This is a genomic window from Terriglobus sp. TAA 43, from assembly GCF_000800015.1.
Lineage (GTDB): Bacteria > Acidobacteriota > Terriglobia > Terriglobales > Acidobacteriaceae > Terriglobus.
This window is the reverse complement of record NZ_JUGR01000001.1, coordinates 156,375-173,649: the sequence shown is the minus strand read 5'-3', so window position 1 is coordinate 173,649 and position 17,275 is coordinate 156,375. Positions and strand designations below refer to the sequence as shown.

At 55.7% G+C, this 17,275-nt stretch carries 11 protein-coding genes; 4 read left to right on the top strand and 7 right to left on the bottom strand.

Annotation, left to right across the window (positions count from 1 at the left end):
- Nucleotides 1-37 precede the first annotated feature (37 nt).
- The 4 genes from M504_RS00695 to M504_RS00680 form a co-directional block, all read right to left on the bottom strand.
- A complete protein-coding gene (locus M504_RS00695) occupies nucleotides 38-1,669 on the bottom strand; it encodes a glycoside hydrolase family 28 protein (protein WP_047486811.1) in 1,632 nt (543 codons plus the stop codon).
- Nucleotides 1,670-1,777: 108 nt separating this feature from the next.
- Nucleotides 1,778-4,477, bottom strand: coding sequence for a pyruvate dehydrogenase (acetyl-transferring), homodimeric type (aceE, locus tag M504_RS00690; RefSeq protein ID WP_047492886.1), 2,700 nt, complete (start codon nucleotides 4,475-4,477; stop codon nucleotides 1,778-1,780).
- A 128-nt stretch (nucleotides 4,478-4,605) separates the two neighbouring features.
- Nucleotides 4,606-5,808: a bifunctional glutamate N-acetyltransferase/amino-acid acetyltransferase ArgJ gene (gene argJ / locus M504_RS00685; RefSeq protein ID WP_232296103.1), complete on the bottom strand. Its 1,203-nt coding sequence runs from the start codon at nucleotides 5,806-5,808 to the stop codon at nucleotides 4,606-4,608.
- Between the two features lie 58 nt (nucleotides 5,809-5,866).
- Nucleotides 5,867-6,964, bottom strand: a complete 1,098-nt coding sequence (locus tag M504_RS00680; RefSeq protein WP_047486806.1) for a Gfo/Idh/MocA family oxidoreductase — start codon at nucleotides 6,962-6,964, stop codon at nucleotides 5,867-5,869.
- Nucleotides 6,965-7,130: 166 nt separating this feature from the next.
- Between M504_RS00680 and M504_RS00675 the strand changes: the two genes are divergently transcribed.
- From M504_RS00675 to M504_RS00665, 3 genes are all read left to right on the top strand, one after another.
- Nucleotides 7,131-8,741, top strand: coding sequence for a TolC family protein (locus tag M504_RS00675; protein WP_232296102.1), 1,611 nt, complete (start codon nucleotides 7,131-7,133; stop codon nucleotides 8,739-8,741).
- A gap of 2 nt (nucleotides 8,742-8,743) precedes the next feature.
- Nucleotides 8,744-9,982, top strand: a complete 1,239-nt coding sequence (locus M504_RS00670; protein WP_047492882.1) for an HlyD family secretion protein — start codon at nucleotides 8,744-8,746, stop codon at nucleotides 9,980-9,982.
- Nucleotides 9,983-10,111: 129 nt separating this feature from the next.
- Nucleotides 10,112-10,705: a Dps family protein gene (locus M504_RS00665; protein WP_047486803.1), complete on the top strand. Its 594-nt coding sequence runs from the start codon at nucleotides 10,112-10,114 to the stop codon at nucleotides 10,703-10,705.
- A gap of 96 nt (nucleotides 10,706-10,801) precedes the next feature.
- Here M504_RS00665 and M504_RS20970 read toward each other — a convergent pair whose 3' ends face one another.
- Both M504_RS20970 and M504_RS00655 read right to left on the bottom strand, forming a co-directional pair.
- Nucleotides 10,802-12,028: a hypothetical protein gene (locus M504_RS20970; protein WP_052200159.1), complete on the bottom strand. Its 1,227-nt coding sequence runs from the start codon at nucleotides 12,026-12,028 to the stop codon at nucleotides 10,802-10,804.
- Nucleotides 12,029-12,053: 25 nt separating this feature from the next.
- Nucleotides 12,054-13,514 (bottom strand): DUF2252 domain-containing protein, encoded by a 1,461-nt coding sequence (locus M504_RS00655; protein WP_156993384.1) that lies wholly within the window; start codon nucleotides 13,512-13,514, stop codon nucleotides 12,054-12,056.
- A gap of 162 nt (nucleotides 13,515-13,676) precedes the next feature.
- Here M504_RS00655 and M504_RS22430 point away from each other — a divergent pair, with 162 nt between their 5' ends.
- Complete coding sequence (locus M504_RS22430) at nucleotides 13,677-13,829, top strand: hypothetical protein (protein ID WP_156993381.1); 153 nt, start codon at nucleotides 13,677-13,679, stop codon at nucleotides 13,827-13,829.
- Here M504_RS22430 and M504_RS00650 read toward each other — a convergent pair.
- Nucleotides 13,805-17,176, bottom strand: coding sequence for a glycoside hydrolase family 38 C-terminal domain-containing protein (locus M504_RS00650; protein ID WP_232296101.1), 3,372 nt, complete (start codon nucleotides 17,174-17,176; stop codon nucleotides 13,805-13,807). The genes M504_RS22430 and M504_RS00650 overlap by 25 nt on opposite strands.
- Nucleotides 17,177-17,275: the final 99 nt, after the last annotated feature.

The following is a 17,275-nucleotide window of genomic DNA, read 5'->3' as shown; positions in this document are numbered from 1 at the left end:
AGGGTGTGCGAAGCTCACTTCGCACACCCTTTGTTCTCTAGAGTGTCTTGCCGCTGGCATCGGCAAACACCGCGTCCTTCGCGGCCCTGCTCCATCCCACGCGCACATCCTTCGCATGACGGAAGTCGAAAGCGCTGGGCGTAGTCGGTGCGGTAATGGCAAAGAAGTCGGCCCTGTCCACGTCTTCCAACACAAACGACGGACGCGCATCTGACTGCGCTGGCGCAATCTCCACGTGACTCACTTCCACGTTACGCACATGGCGTAGGAAGAAGCCCTGTGCTGGCATAGGGCCAAACATCTCAGGGTCGGGATACTTCGCAATCTCTTCCGGTGGCACCAGCTTTGCCTTATCGGCCGTCGCCCCGCCCCGATGCTGCATGTAGAAGTTGCTGATCTTCACATCGCGGATCGGAAAGTCCGGGATCCCCGAAAGGATGTTGCACAGGTTCGACGTGGAGTTATAGCTGGTGATGTTGTTCACCACAATTCGTTGAAGCGTTCCCGGCTTTGTCTCCGGCTTAGGCCCGCGTAGACGTGCCCCGAGGCGGAAGAACAGCGGGCCCGCAAACAGATCGCGCATGGTGATATTTGAGATGGCGATGTCCTCGCACAGCGCGCCGTCCTCACTCTCAAGACAAAGGCTGTGGCAACCATCAAAGACGCAGTTTGAGATGGTGATGTTCTTGAATCCGCCGTTGGATTCTGTGCCGCACTTGATGCGTCCCGTGCGATACGTCTGTGGTGCATCTGCAGGAAAGTGTTTGTAAGTACCGTCCAACACCGTGCCCAGCATGTAATCGCCCGTCACCGTGCAACCAGTGATGGTGACGTTCTCCGTCGCACGAGCATAGCCCAGCGCATAACTCGACTTCGGGCAGATACCGTCATCCCACGGCGAGTTAACTGTGCAATTAGAGACATGCACATTCTTGCAGCAGTCGATATCAATACCGTCGCGATCCGTGTCGATCAGCAAGCCATCAATAACCAGATTGTCCACGCCTGTAAGCAAGAATCCGAAGTGACCGCCCTTCAACAGACGAAACTCGCGGAAGGTCACATTGCGACAGTTCTTCATCGCAATGGCCTTGTTACCCACGCCAGCCTGCTCCGCTTTGTAAATCGGATAGTCGCCACGAGCGGCACGCGTGGCGCCGAACGACAACCCTTTGCCATAGATCAAGCCAGGACCGGTGATGGACACATTCTCAATGCCCTCACCCCAGATCAGCGAGTTGTGCCAATGGTTATGGCCGAAATCCTGGAACGGTTCAATCGCCGGATTCTGCGGCTCTGCAGCGTCATACACGCCACCCATCTGTCCCGTGGTTTCACCGGGCTTGGGTGATTCCGCCGCCAGAATCACCGCTCCCTGCGATAGATAGAGATGGATATTGCTTTTGAGACGAATAGAGAACGTAAGATAGGTTCCCGCCGGGAAGACAACCGTGCCACCGCCTGCCTTGGTGGCCGCTTCAATCGCCGCATTGATGCCGTTGGTATCCAACTGCTTCCCTGTTCCCGATGCGCCATAGTTACGAACATCGAAGACGGTAGGAGTCGATGGCGTGGAGGCTCCCGTGACCTGTGCCGAACCAACGGACGGCACAAAGGCGGCAAGAGCAAGCGGAGAGAACTTCAGAAGATCGCGACGGGCTGAATTCATGGCGAAATGAATCCTATCAAAACGCTTTGATCGTTCCCCACCCAATAGACGCCAAAAGGAAAAGCGCCTGTCATAACAGGCGCTTTCCGATCGTGCAGTTAAGACGCTTTACTGCTTCGAAGGTTCTGGGGCTTCCGTGTTGACACCGATCTCAGCGAACGCTTTCTTCGCATCCTTGGCCTTCAACGCGCCATCACGCACCAGCTTTGAGATGGTTGCGGCAACAATCGCCTTCGCATCCACTTCAAAGAACTCGCGCAGATTTTCGCGATTATCGCTGCGTCCAAAACCGTCCGTGCCTAGTGTCACCAGACGCTTGCCCAGCCAAGGCGACAAGGCATCCGGCATCACCTTCATCCAATCGCTGGCTGCAATGACTGGTCCCGGCGCATCGCCAAGAGCTTCCACCAGATACGGTGTCTTCTCTGCTTCGAACGGATGCAGGCGGTTCCAACGCTCGATCGCAAGCGCGTCACGACGAAGCTCGGTGTAGCTCGGCACACTCCACACATCCGCCTCAATGCCGAACTTGCTGGAAAGAATCTCCTGCGCCTTCAGCACTTCGTTCAGGATGGTGCCCGAACCAAAGAGCTGCACAGTCGCCTTGCCCTTCGGAGCTGACTTGAAGCGATACAGGCCCTTCAGAATGCCCTCGCGGACGTTGTCGCCCTGCGGCATTTCCGGGTGAACGTAGTCCTCGTTGTACATGGTGACGTAGTAGAAGATCTGCTCGTCGTTCACGTACATGCGCTGCATGCCGTCCTGCAGAATCACAGCCATCTCATAGGCAAACGCCGGGTCATAGCTGACGCACGTAGGAATGGTGCTGCTGATCACATGCGAGTGGCCGTCCTGATGCTGCAAACCTTCGCCAAGCATCGTCGTGCGTCCAGCAGTGCCGCCCATCAGGAAGCCCTTACCGCGCGAATCCGCAAATGCCCACGCCATGTCGCCAATACGCTGGAAGCCGAACATGGAGTAGTACATGTAGAACGGAACCGACGGCACACCGTAGTTCGCATAAGCCGTTCCGGCAGCGGTGAAGCTGGCCATGGAGCCTGCTTCGGTGATGCCCTCTTCCAGAATCTGGCCGTCTTTTTCTTCGCGGTACGAAAGCAGCATGTCGCTATCGTGCGGCGTGTACTTCTGGCCTTCGCTGGCGTAGATTCCCACCTGCTTCACAGCCGATTCCATACCGAACGTACGACCTTCGTCAGGAACAATTGGAACAACCAGGCGACCGATGTTCTTGTCCTTCATCAGCGCGCGCAGGATGGCAACGAACACCATCGTGGTGGAAACAGCGCGCCCCTTCGATCCACCGAGCCATTCCTTGTAGAAGTCGACCGCAGGATTCGTAAAGCTGAACGGCTTCCATCCACGCGTGGGCACATAGCCACCCAGGTTCGAACGACGCTCCTGCAGATACTTCAACTCCGGCGCGTCGTCCGAAGGCTTCCACGGTTTACCCGCAGCAGCCTGCTCATCCGGCACGGGGATGTCGAAGCGCTGCTTGAACGCGATCACGCCCTCGTCGGTCAGCTTCTTCTCGTTGTGTGCAGCGTTACGGCCTTCAGTAGATGCAAAGCCATAGCCCTTCACCGTCTTGGCAAGGATGACCGTTGGTCCACCCTTGTGCTCCACAGCGCGCTTATAAGCGTTGTAGACCTTCTGCGCATCATGGCCACCACGGTGCAGCTTGGAAAGCTGCTCGTCGGTGTAGTCCTTCACCAACTCAACCAACTGCGGATACTTGCCGAAGAAGTGCTCACGCAGGTACGCGCCGCCCTTGGCCTTGTACGCTTGGAAGTCGCCATCCACGCACTCTTCCATTCGCTTCAGCAACAGGCCAGTGTGGTCACGCTCAAACAGCGCATCCCAATCCGTGCCCCAGACAACCTTGATTACGTTCCAACCGCAACCGCGGAAGTGGCCTTCCAGTTCGTCGATGATGCGCTTGTTGCCACGCACCGGACCATCAAGGCGCTGCAGGTTGCAGTTGACGACGAAGATCAGGTTGTCCAGATTCTCACGCGTTGCCAGCGAAATCGCACCGAGCGTATCGACTTCGTCCGACTCACCATCACCCACAAATGCCCAAACCTTGCGGTCGGTATGCGGGATCAGGTTGCGGTTCTCCAGGTACTTCATGAAGCGAGCCTGGTAGATCGCGTTCAGCGGGCCAATGCCCATCGACACCGTTGGGAACTGCCAGAAATCCTTCATCAGCCACGGATGCGGATAGCTCGACAGGCCAGGATGATCCCGCAGTTCATGGCGGAAGTTCAGCAGATGCTGCTCGCTCAAGCGGCCTTCGAGGAAGGCGCGAGCATAAACACCGGGCGATGCGTGGCCCTGAAAATAAACAAAGTCACCGGGCTGCTCGGTGCCGTCAGCAGCGGTGTACTTGGCATGGAAGAAGTGGTTGAAGCCAACTTCAAACAGCGTCGCCACTGACGAATACGTGGAAATATGGCCGCCAATACCGGCGTCCTTCTTGTTCTGGCCATGAACCATGGCCATGGCATTCCAGCGGATCAGCGCTTCCACGCGGCGTTCCATATCGCGGTCGCCGGGATACGGAATCTCGTCATGCTTGGGGATGGTGTTCTTGTACGGCGTGGTGAGTTCAATGCCGGCGGTGACGCCTGCTTCGCGTGCGCGCTGACGCAGAGCTGTCATCAGCTCCGCACCCTGCTCCGCGCCTTCAGCGACGATCATCTCGTCAAACGCTTCAATCCACTCTGCAATTTCCTGCTGCCGGTCGTTCAGGGCGCTTGCCGGGGGCACTGCTACATTGGTCGCCATCGCTGCTCCAGATTCTGTGTCGATACGTGACAGAAGATGCGCGTGCTGAAACGACTCAGCACGCACATTTCAACCACAGCCATTATAAGTGCGAAGAGGAAAAGGTATAAGCGAAACGAATCGGTCGCTTAGGTCGAATAATCCGCGTTGATATGCACGTATTCCACCGTCAGGTCGCAGGTCAGGAAACGGGAACGGCCTGGCCCATTCCCAACGCTGACGGCGATGGTGTATTCGCGCTGCTTCATCTTTTCGTGGACAACGGCCTCGTCATATCCCGCTGCACGCACGCCTCGGTCGAAAACTTTCACGCCACCAATCGTCACCGTCGTCTCTTCCGGCGAAAACGGCACACCGGCATAGCCTGCGGCGGCGATGATGCGTCCCCAGTTCGGATCGGCGCTGGACCACGCCGTCTTGCACAGCGGCGAATGCGCGATGGATTTGGCAATGGTCTTGGCGTCCGCATCGTTTGCGGTACCGCTGATTTCCAGCGTCACGACGTGCGTCACACCTTCACCGTCGTCAATGATGGCGTGCGCCAACTCATTGCAGACCTGCTGCAGAGCATCGCAGAAATCGTCCTGAAAACTGCGCGGTGCATCGCTCCACTTCACACCGCTGGCACCGCTCGCCAGCAACAGCACGGTGTCATTGGTCGAGGTGTCGCCATCCACGCTGATGGAGTTGAAGCTGGCTTCCACACGGCCTTGAAGAAGGTCGCGCAGGACAGCAGGCTCCACAGCAAGGTCGGTAAACAGATAGACCAGCATCGTCGCATGCGGCGGACCGAGCTGCGGTCCGATCATACCTGCGCCCTTGCAGCATCCGAAGATGCGCACAGAGGTCTCTGCCGCTTCCACCGTCGCCTGCGACACCTTCATCTTGGTGTCGGTGGTCATGATGGCAGTGGCGAAATCTTCCGCTGCCTTATTGGTGTTCGCAAGGCGCTCTGCAGCAAGCGGCAATGCATTCGTCAGCTTTTCTACCGGCAAAGGCACGCCAATGATGCCGGTCGAAGAAGGGATGACCTCTTCCGCCGTACAACCAAACAACTCCGCAGCCTTCCGGCAGGTTTCTTCGGAAACGGCGATACCCGGCGCTCCCGTTGCACAGTTGGCATTGCCCGCGTTCACAACAACGGCCTTCACTCGGCCCTGAGTGGCGGCCATGTGTTTCCGACCCACCGTTACCGGAGCAGCGACCATCTGATTGTCCGTAAACATGACCGCTGCAGATGCCGCACGATCCGCCACCGCCACCGCGACATCGGTCCGGCCGCTAGCCTTAATGCCTGCCTTTACAGCTGCCCAGCGAAATCCTCGGGGCAACTCTTTTCTCAATGATGGCAACTACTTACACCCTCTTCCTGAAACAAATACTTTTGATTTACCAGCCGGTATGATCGACGCGGACCGTAGCTCCAACGCGAGCACTTTCATATGCCAGATCGATCATGCGCGCTGTTCGGACAGCGCAACGTGCCGTTACCTCAGGCGCCGCCAATCCCAGCAGCGAATCCGCAACATTTTGATAGAACCCGCGATAGTCACCAGGCAGTGTGGGGATGATTTCCTTCTCCAACTCGTTCGGTTTCTGCGTGTTCGGGCAGAAGGTCAGAATGCCGTAGCGATCCTCCGGCTCCTGCAGCCAAAGCTCTTCAGCGCCTTGCCGTGGTGGCAGATGGCCAGCCAGAATGGTCGGCTCCTGTGGGTCCAGCCCGTTCTTTACATAGGTGCCGCCGGTTCCGTTCAATCGGTAACGCGGTGCCGGATCGGCGGCCAGAACGCTGGTTCCCAACTTCACAGTGATCTTGCGGTCATCGCGGTTGGTATCGAACACCAACGTCAAATCAAAGCCATCCGGAACCTTACCCACGTTGCGGTCGGTACGGACATTCGCGGTCAACGTCGACGGACGCCCGAAAAGGGTCAGCGCCTGGTCAATCAGGTGCGGCCCAATGTCATAGAGCTGCCCGCCGCCCGCGTTTTCTTCCTCGCGCCACGCATTCGGCTTTGGCTCAGGACGATAGCGATCAAACCGCGATTCCAGCATGACCACACGACCCACGCGGCCATCGCGAATGATGCCCTGCAATGTCTGAAAATCACCATCCCAGCGGCGATTGTGGAACGGAAACAGCAGCAGACCCTTCTGAAGAGCGATTTTCTCCAGTTCCTCCGCCTGCGCGGTGGTGGTGGTCATGGGCTTATCGCAGACCACGTTTTTACCTGCCAGCAGAGCCTGTTTCGACATGGGATAGTGGCTGATGGTCGGAGTTCCCAGCACCACCAGTTCCACATCACTCTGTAAAAGGTCTTCAAAGCTGCGAAGCTGTTCTGCCTGCGGGAAGGCGCGTTTCGCCTCGTCGCCGGAGCGCTGAACAATATAGGCCAGCTCCAGTTCAGGAATAGCGTCTACGAAGGGCGCGTGAAAGACGCGTCCTGCCAGTCCAAACCCCACAACTCCCGTGCGAATGCGGCGCAATTCTTCAGTTCCCCCTCTTCGCAGCCCGTTCCAGAGCGCGAATCAACAGGATAGAACGGAGCGGTGAATTACGCTGAAAAGAATCTGCACAGAATTTGTGGCACGCAGGCAACATTTTCTGCATCGAGAGATGGGGTTGACTGCATCTGAAGTAGGAAACCGAAGCATGGCCGACGCCCGGCCACTGACCCGCGAGTCAGTGGAGACGTGGAACCGAGCCGCTTGGGTCGCAATGGAGCGTATGACGCAACACGATCGAGCCTCAGGCTTTCACTGCCATCCGCGGCGCTGGACACTCTCTGCGGCGGCTGTTCTTTCGCTGATGCTGCCGCTCGGAGCCGTTGCCCAGGCAGCGAGCACACAACCGGGCACCAACAACCACACTGCCAGCGGCGTAACCACAGTTGATACTGCCGAGCAGATCTTTAGTTCGGTCCCACAAGCAGCGGGCAGCACGCAGGTCACACAGCAGGACTTCAAGGGATCGCTGGTCGAAGGCAAGGCCACGGATGGCGTGCTGGAACTAACACTGGATGATGCGATCCAGCGTGGCTTTCGCACGAACCTGGGACTGATTCTTCAGGGCGCACAAACGCAGACAGTGAGCGGCCAGAAGCTTCAGGCACTGCAGGCGCTGCTCCCCACGGTAACCGGCTCGGCCTCTTACACGGTGGAACAGGTGAACCTTGCAGCTTATGGTTTGAGCTTCCCCGGCCTGAACCCCATCATCGGCCCCTTCCAGGTCTTTGACTTCCGCGCATATCTTTCGCAGTCGCTGGTGAATGTCAGCAGCATCCAGAAGTACATTGCTGCGAAGCATAACTTCCAGGGTGCGAAGCTAACTGCAGAAGACGCGCGCAACATGGTGGTATTGACTGTTGGCAATGCCTATCTTCTTTGCCTCGCAGATCGGGCGCGCATTACTGCAGCCATCGCATCACGTGCAACTGCGCAGGTATCTCTCGATCAGGCGACTGCAGCGCATGAAGCAGGCACCAGCCCTAAGCTGGACGTGCTGCGCGCCCGTGTGGATTATCAGAACGCTGACCAGCAGGTAATCCAGACGCAGAACAATCTGGAGAAGGACAAGCTGAACTTGGCTCGCGCCATTGGCCTGCCGCTGGATCAGAAGTTCAACATTGCAGATTCAGCTCCCTTCACTGCTGCAACGCCCACTACCCCCGAACAAGCTTTTGCTGACGCGCAGAAGAACCGCAAGGATCTTGCGGCATCGGCAGAGCGCATCAAGGGCGCGCAGGCGCAGAGGTCCGCGGCCAAGGCAGAGTATTACCCGACTGTCGATTTCAATGGCGACTACGGTGATCTGGGTACCACGCCTGCTCACTCGCACGGTACCTACACTGCAACGGGACAGGTCTCCGTGCCCATCCTGCAGATTGCACGCACGCAGGGCGACATCCAGGTGGCAGACGCCAACCTGAAGGCGGCCCAGGCTCGTTATTCCGATCAAGTGCAGCAGGTAAACGCGGACGTTCGCGATGCTCTGCTGGATATTGAAGCTGCAGAAAAGCTGGTAGAAGCCACCAAATCCAACATGGATCTGGCCAACGAAGCGCTTAACGAAGCTCAGCAGCGCTTCCGTGCCGGCGTGTCAGACAACCTTGCTGTTTCCGATGCGCAATCGCAAACCGAGCAGGCGAACAACCAGTACATCAGCGCGCTGTATCAGCACAACATTGCAAAGCTTTCATTGGCGCGCGCCGTCGGCTACGCCGGAACGAATTACAAACAAGCTCTTCAACTCGGAGGAAAGTGATCGTGGCAGATTCCGATCAGCAGCAACAGCAGCAGAACAAAGCAGCGGCACCCGATCCGGCCGAAACCGGACCAGGCAAGGCTCGTCGTAAGTTCATCATCATTGTCGTTGTCCTACTTCTCGTTCTGGTGGCTGGGTTCTTCTACTGGCGCTCCACACTGACAGAGGACACGGACGATGCGCAGGTGGATGGCGATCTCTACCAGGTATCCGCACGTGTCTCTGGCCAGGTCATCAAGGTCAACGTTACGGACAACCAGGAGATCAAGCAGGGCGACGTCATCGCAGACATTGATCCTCGCGACTATCAGGTAGCGGTTGAGCAGGCAGAAGCACAGCTTGCAAATGCCAAGGCCAGCTATGTTCAGGCCAACTCCAACGTCCCCATCGTGAATGTTCAGCAGCGCACGCAGGTGGCTACGTCAGGATCGGACGTTTCAACAGCAGAAGCTGCTGTGGCACAGGCGCAGAAGAACGTGTCTGCAGCACAGGCACGCGTAGCTCAGGCAGAGGCAAATGCTCTGAAGGCGCAGCGCGACGTGGAGCGTTACAAGCCGCTGGTGGAAAAGGACGTCATCAGTAAGCAACAGTTTGACCAGGCGGTTGCTCAGGCGGCAGCGTATGACGCCAGCGTGGTGGAAGCGCAGCAGAATGTGACCGCACAGCAGGCGGCAGTGGCACAGACAGTGTCCAAGCTGAACTCTGCACGCAGCGATGCAGCGCAGGCACGGGAAAACGCTCCGAAGCAGGTTGCGGTGCAGCAGGCTCGTGCACAGGCAGCCAACGCTGACATCATGACGGCGCAGGCAAAGCTGGATCAGGCAAAACTGAACCTCAGCTACTGCCACATCGTCGCGCCGATCGCCGGCATCATCAACAAGAAGAATGTTTCGGTGGGCCAGAACATCTCGCCCGGCCAGAACATGCTGACGATCATCCCGCTGGATAACCTCTGGATCACCGCGAACTTCAAGGAAACTCAGCTTCAGAACATGAAGGTGGGCCAGGAAGTTACCGTGAAGGTAGACGCCCTGGGTGGCCGCAAGTACAAGGGCCGCGTGACGCAGGTTGGTGGTGCAACGGGTTCGCGCTTGTCGCTCTTCCCGCCGGAAAACGCCACGGGCAACTACGTGAAGGTGGTGCAACGCATCCCGGTTCGTATTGACCTGGAAAAGGGTGAGAACGATGATCACCTGTTGCGTCCTGGCTACTCAGTGGTTCCGGATGTAGGCATCAAGTAAATCCTTATCAACACTTACGTGAAGGGCGCGGCTGATTGCCGCGCCCTTCATCTTTCCACGTCAAGATGAAGGCCACTGTATCCCATACGCTCGCATCCAACAGATAAGCCACAAAGGAGAGCAAGCATCATGGCAGTTGCAATCAAAAAGGCCGATACCAAGGACTTGGTAACACCGCACTGGCACGAAAAGGCCAACGAGATTCAGAAGTGGGGTACCGTTACGCAAGACCTGCCACTGGGTCTGGACGCGGATGTCCGCGCGAAATCCTGCAAGGCGTTGAACCAGCTTCTGGCAGATTCCATCGCGCTCCGCGACTTGTATAAGAAGCACCACTGGCAGGTTGCCGGTCCCACTTTTTATCAGCTTCACCTGCTGTTCGATAAACACTTTGACGAACAGGTTGAGATCGTGGACACCATCGCAGAACGCATTCAACTTCTGGGTGGCGTAACCATCGCCATGGGCGGCGACGTTGCAGAAGTCACCAGCATTCCGCGTCCCCCGCGTGGCAAGGAAGAGGTTCCGGTGCAGATCTCGCGTCTGCTGGAAGCTCACAAGATCATCATTGAGGAATGCCGCAAGATCGCCAAGCAAGCCGACGACAATGGCGATGACGGCACCAATGATCTGGCTGTCTCCGACGTGCTCCGCACGAATGAACTACAGGCATGGTTCATCATGCAGCACCTCGTTGACATGCCGCTGGTACACGCAAAGTAAATCTTCTTTCTCAACGAGCGAACGGCCTGCCCCATGGCAGGCCGTTCACTGTTTACGTTGACGCACTCAAAGACGAAGTTCAATCTCTGCGCCGAATCACACGACAACCTTCATAAGCAGTTCAAGCAATTCTTTGGGTGACATGACGGATAGAAGAAGTGATGCCATGGGCAACAACGCCATAGCGATCAGCTTGAAGAGATCCTTGGGGGCAATCGGCAGCGGTTTCATCTCCTGGATGATGTGGAAGCTGTTACCCAGATCCGCGAGAGATTGAATGTCGGAAGAGCCAAGCAGCGCTTCATGTTCGGGATTATCCCCTTTGATCCAACGTCTTTGAAAAGAGTCTGTGTAGGCCGTAGCGAGCGTTCCGTATTGATGAAGGCTTTGACGTTTCGTCACCAATAGCTTGGGCGTAAAAACGATCAGCGGAAGTGCTGCGAAGAGAAAGCAGAAGACCGCATACGCCACGATGGGAGGAGCAAGCTGTTCAAGCTTTACGCCCCCGTATAAAAGCTCGTTCGCAAGCACGCCGGTTACGCCACAGGAATACGAGAAAAGAAATAGTCCAAAGAACCGTTGCGCTTCGCCAATGAAACCGAGGCCCCCTGCCGCATCCGGATGCGTGCCGAAAAGCTTCAGATCGAATTTGCTAACGCGGGCCAGAAAGCGAAACCAAAGAACAATGCGCCACACCCACCGCAAGACAAGGAACTGCAGGAGCGGAACACAAACCAGAAGCTGCCACCAGCCCGCTCCGGTAAGGACGTAGCTGCCATCGGGCATTGCGGAGGAGTACCAGGTTGAGGTGTGGACGGCTAGCGTGCGGTAGCTCATAAAGGTGAAGGCAAAAGAAAGGATCACCATCACAAATTCGGCTGTCTTCGAGTCGCGTAGTCGAAGACCATCGTCTATCGCTGCGTCGAACTGTTTGTAGTCTTTGGAAGTAACAACGCCGGCGAGGAGGAACTGTTCCGCCGCTTCGGCAATTCGAGGTGCCAGCACAAGTTCAACAACCAGTAGCATCGGAAGGGCGATAAGAAAGCGACTGTGAGCGCTGAAGTCGCGGAAAAAAGGAATGTTCACTCCACCAAATGCGGTGCCTTGCAAAAGAGTGATAACAAGCAACGGCAACCATGTGATACAGACAGCCCCTAACGCTCGACGCTTTGTAAGCGGGGCAGTGGCATGAATCTTCCGAATACGTTTCTCAATCTCATAAAGCGGGCCGCCTTCCATCAGCAGAAAAGGACGTGACTTGTGACAGCGATCCGGATCGGGTATGACATTCACGTATGGCAACGTATTGCTCTGTGATTCCACATCTCCCCCTCATTCGTTCTCTGTTCTATATGCCCATCATCTGCTGAACCGCCCTATCGTTCTTAACTGCTTCAACCAAGGCAGCATGATCACGCACAGTTTGGTCGCCGTACGACTCGGCGAAAGTTGCAAGTGCATCATCAAGAACTCCGGAGTTTCCGCAATAGCCTGAAAGCAATGCAGCGTCTGTCGTGCGTGCATGCGCACGAGCGAGGATGGCGCCGCATACCCACACATAGAAGTTAAAAGCGTCTCCCGAAAGCCATTCGATTGGGATTGACCCCTTCATATTTTTCATCTGGCGTACGAAGAAGGGCCGACCGTCGATTTGAGTCCAACCAAGCATCACATCCGTTGACGCCTGGAGAGCCCGTTGCCCCGTGACAATGCGCTCTCCTTCCTGGGATATTTTCGCGCTTTCGCGGCGCTCGATATAGGGGGCAAGAGCTGGAACGATGGCTTCTTTCACCTGCAGGAAGAGTGGATCAATATCTCCATTCCCGAACAACAGGGCCAGGTAGGCTCTGGTTCCAACGCTCCCAACACCAACGATGCGATGCGCAACGTCGACGATCCTGTAGCGCGAAAGCATGAACTTGCGTTCAAGGTTCAGCGTATCGGCATATTCGATAAGAGCCTTCTCAACAGCGTTGCGAGTAGATGAATCAACGCGAGTCAAGATGGGAGGCTCCTCTTTGAACCGCCATTTGCCATTCACCTTCTCAGCCACCTTATTCAGGAATGTCTGATTCGTTTGGCGCCCCGCCTTGGCGACTGCCTTCGCCCATACTGCTCTGGATTTCGGATCAACCCGTATCAACGGATTTTCGCGGCCGGGGTAAGCATGCAGATACCAGGTTTCCAGAACCCCAAGCTTCGACAGTCGATCAAGATTGTCACGATAACCACGTACCGCGCGGCGTACCGCAGCACCACGTTCGCGGAGGTTGAGACCGTTTTCACGTCCTGCCAGATTGACACTGGCAACAAGACGCTTCAAATCCCATTCCCACGGGCCAACCGTGGCTTCGTCAAAATCATTCAGATCGAAGATGATGTCTCGCTGCGGCGTGCCGTACAAACCGAAGTTGTTGATGTGTGCATCACCGTCAATCACAGCCATCAACCCGCTCACTGGCGTATGAGCGAGATCAGAGGCCATGACAGCCGCCGCTCCACGATAGAAAGCGAAGGGTGACGCAGCCATACGAGCCAGGCGTAGCGGCACATACTTCTCCAAACGCCCTTTATTGCCGGCCATCACAATATCTACGGCACTAGGAGAATTCGCCTCCCGCCCCCAGTTCGCATGCTCCTCACGCGGCAGTTTGTCGCGCAGCGCCTTGCCAGCAGCACGTCGTTCCTCAAGAGGGTGGTCCCCTTCAAAGGAAATAATGGGTTCGGAAACAATCACCTTCGCATTACCTGAAACCTTGGTGCGAGGCTTTGAAGACTTCTTCGCGGGAACATTTTTTGACTTAGCCATTGCTACCTCAGCATGATGTCAATTGCTCATCCAACACGTACTAAGCCAAACACTCTACTCGGTTCATACCAGAGCGTCTACACGCATTTCTTACAGTGCCGTCCTTTTGGGTGCCTTCATCCCATACAGGATTCCCCTATCCGCGCGGCCCATCGTGATGGCATGAGCAACAAGCCTGTGATCCAGCTCCCCCTCGCTACATCCACCCTGCAGAAAGCGAATGGTGCAGAAGACTATCTCTTCTGCACCGTTCGCTTGTTTGCTGCAATGAATGAACTGCGCTTCTTCGACTATTGCTGCTGGTTGCCCGGATAATCGACACGAATTGACGTGATCGAATACGGAGTCACAGAGACCCCTACCTTATTTGTGTCGACAACCGGTATGGGCGCTCCTTCAGGCTTCTCCATCAGGTTCGTCAGCGTCGCGGACTTGGCTCCAGCGGGAATGCGGAAGTCGACCTTGCCATTCTGTCCCGCCCATTCATAGAAATGCAGGATCAACCCGTTTTCATCTTCAGCCTTCTTCACCGCCGTAAGGACTACATTCTTGTTGTCGACCTCGATGAAGGAGTGCGTCAACGGCAACGGGCCTGCGTGCGCCTGCACCTGCAATGCCTGCAGCTTGTAGTTGTATTCGTAGCCGTGGCGCACGGTGAGTGCAGTCTTCCAATCAGCAGCATGCGGATAGAGCGCGAAGCTGAAGTGCTGGTGGCCGCGATCCGCTTCCGGATCAGGAGACAGAGGCGAACGCAACAGCGTCAACCGCAACACATTGTCCTTACCGTCATATCCATACTTCGACTCATTGATGAGAGAGAATCCATGCTTCCCATCGCCTAAGTCCGCCCAACGCATTGCCGCAACTTCAAACTTTGCAGCATCCCAGGTGTTGGTCCTTGTCGTCGGCCGCTGAATCGTTCCGTAAGGAATTTCGTAAGTCGCCATACTGCTCGATGCTGCCAATGGAAACGCAGCCTTAAGCAGGATGTGGTTTTCATGCCAGTCGATATCGTTGACCACTTCCACCTGATCGGAATTGGCATAGAGCGTAATGTCCTGCACAAACTTCGAACTCTGCCAAGTCCTCTCCACGCGAACAACCGCACGGAATGGCGTATTCTCCACCAGCTTCACCGAATCGGCTTTAGTAAGTGGGATGACATGATCCAGCGTGCCAGGATCAATGTTCCAGGCATCATCATCCACAGGCGTGTCCTTGAACGCCTGCAATTCGTTGCCGCACGCACCCGAAGCCGATGCTTCAAAGTTGTCCTTCTTGTTGTAGAGGCTCGTGATGCAACCAGTGTTTGGGTCCACCTTCACTTTGAGGTTCGCGTTCTCAAGTGTTAGCCCACTCGCCTTCAGATCGCTGACGAAAGTGCGACGACCAGGAACAACGTGAAGCACTTCGTAACCGAGAGACGGGACATCCTTCGCCTGAACCAACAGGTGATACGTGTTGGTCGCCTTGTTAACCGACACAATCTGCGAAGGCACGACCCAGCCAGCGCGGTCCAGCACCGTAACCCCATCGCCTTCTGACGTTGGCATCTCAACATCAACTGGCACAACTCCAGAACGATTCCATCCCAGCGGATTGAAAACCACAACAGGAACTTGCCCCGCCACCTTCGTATTGATGTGAGCCTGAATTGTATTGAGAGCCTTGGATGAAACTTCGTTGGTTGCCCAGCGAACCTGATCGTAATCCTTCTGCGATTCCTTGTAGAGGACACCGATTCCCGAGCCTGCAGCAAGATCATGGAATTGATTAAAGAGCACCTTCTTCCATGCTTCGTTCAACTCTGTAGCCGGATACTTGCTTCCGTCCAGCCATGCGAACGAAGAATACTTTTCTGCATTCAACATCCATTCTTCGCTCTCACGCATGTTGCGTTTGTGTGCAGCCTGCGTAGTAAGCGTGCCACGATGATGCTCGAAGTACAGTTCGTCATTCCAAGTCGGGATGCTGATCTTCCCTGCTTCCGGCTGCGGCAACGCAGCAACGCCCTTCCCCATGGCCTGATAGTTCCACGTAGGCGAAACAGGCGAAATCTTATTCTCGACATCGTTAAAGTAGGTCTTCGCAAAACCCCACTCAATTTTCGGAGCAATCTTATCGGGTTGTTCCCAATGCGTCGCCTCATCCAGAACCATGCGTGTCGCACCACCACCGTGATCGCCCACACCATACAGATCCATCATCTCCGTCAATCCAGGGGCAAGCGTCCGCTCTTGCACAAAATCGTTGGTCATACGCAGAGGCGTCATCTTGTTGTTCGCATAGCCGTGCGGGAAGTAAGTAAGCACTTTGCTACCGTCAGGCGATTCCCACCAGAACAACTTGAATGGAAGTGGATTCGTTTCGTTGAACACCATCTTCTGCGTCACGAAGTAATTGATGCCCGACTTCTTATAAATTTGCGGAAGCTGCCAGTTGTAACCAAACGTATCCGGATTCCAACCGATGCTCGCCGTCGTTCCGTAGAATTCTTTGAACGACCGCTGGCCAATCAAAAGCTGACGAACCTGCGACTCGCCATCCGGCATATTCAGGTCCGGCTCCACCCACATACCACCAACTAACTCCCAGCGTCCCTCCTGGATACGTTTCTTGATCTGGTTATTAATTTCCGGATACTTATCAACCATCCACTCGTTATATTGAGCCGCCGACTGCGTATAGGTGTAAGAGGGATACTCATTCATCAGGTGCAACGCGGAACCAAATGTGCGCCGCACAATATCCACCGTCTCAGACCACGGCCACAGCCATGCCGCATCGATGTGGGAGTTACCGGTGATGTGATACGTCGCCTGCTTCACAATCGGATTCAGCACTTCCAAATCCTGCTGCGACCTGCGCAGCGAAGCATCGAACGCCTTCTGATCTCCGGCATCCAGTGCCTTGAAGTCAATGTCCTTCACAGCCTGGTCCAGTGCGGCTGTTTTCGCGGGATCATTCTTTGCAAACTGTGGAACCAGAAGTGTTGAAGCAATGATCTCGTTATACAAATCGCGCGGACTGGGTCGCGATGGAATGAAATCAATACGAATACGCGTGAGTGGAACTCTCTTAGGACGTCCTGAAACTCGAAGCTCCATCGCAACGAAGATCTTGTCGCCCGGCTTGATGTCCTTCGCAAGAACCTGCGGCATCAAACCTTCGCCTTCACCCGCACGCTCTCCATTGATAAACAGAGTTAACGCGTATTCTTCAGGACGCCAGCCCTGAATCCATAACCTGGTCCCCGTAAGGTCATACCCATTGAGCGTCTGCGGAACCGTAACGGTTCCACGCACCCACAGGATCTCTTGCGTGCGTACCCCGCCGGAAGCGTTCGCAATTTCCCAGGAAGAGTCATCAAACGAAGGTGCTTCAGCTCCTGCCACATATCCAACGTGATATTTCCAGCCTGGTGCAGGAAGCTCGTCCAACTTAGAGAGCTTGTCGATGTTATCTTGCGACTGCTTTGACAAAGCCTGTGCCGCAGTAGCAATTTGCTGCGGCCCTGGATTATCAAACTGCTTTGTTTCCGGAGTATATTGCGCATGCGCAATGCCGCATGGAATCAGGCTTCCGCACAAAACTGCGGCCATCGCGAGCGAACCGACACGCTGGCGGTAGTAGCTCGACTTACTAAACTTTTCAGGAAACACAAAACACCTCTTTAAAAGCGATGAAGATGTAGCGGAACCGCGCGCCAGCCAATGCAGCTGCGTTACATAAATAGACCCGCTGTCCCGCGAATTCTATCG

Bases quoted from the DNA above. Each gene is read 5' to 3' on its own strand.
- M504_RS22430 (WP_156993381.1), top strand. From the start codon at position 13,677: ATGAGCAACAAGCCTGTGATCCAGCTCCCCCTCGCTACATCCACCCTG.
- M504_RS00675 (WP_232296102.1), top strand. From the start codon at position 7,131: ATGGCCGACGCCCGGCCACTGACCCGCGAGTCAGTGGAGACGTGGAAC.
- M504_RS00655 (WP_156993384.1), bottom strand. From the start codon at position 13,514: ATGGCTAAGTCAAAAAATGTTCCCGCGAAGAAGTCTTCAAAGCCTCGC.
- M504_RS00665 (WP_047486803.1), top strand. From the start codon at position 10,112: ATGGCAGTTGCAATCAAAAAGGCCGATACCAAGGACTTGGTAACACCG.
- M504_RS00695 (WP_047486811.1), bottom strand. From the start codon at position 1,669: ATGAATTCAGCCCGTCGCGATCTTCTGAAGTTCTCTCCGCTTGCTCTT.
- aceE (WP_047492886.1), bottom strand. From the start codon at position 4,477: ATGGCGACCAATGTAGCAGTGCCCCCGGCAAGCGCCCTGAACGACCGG.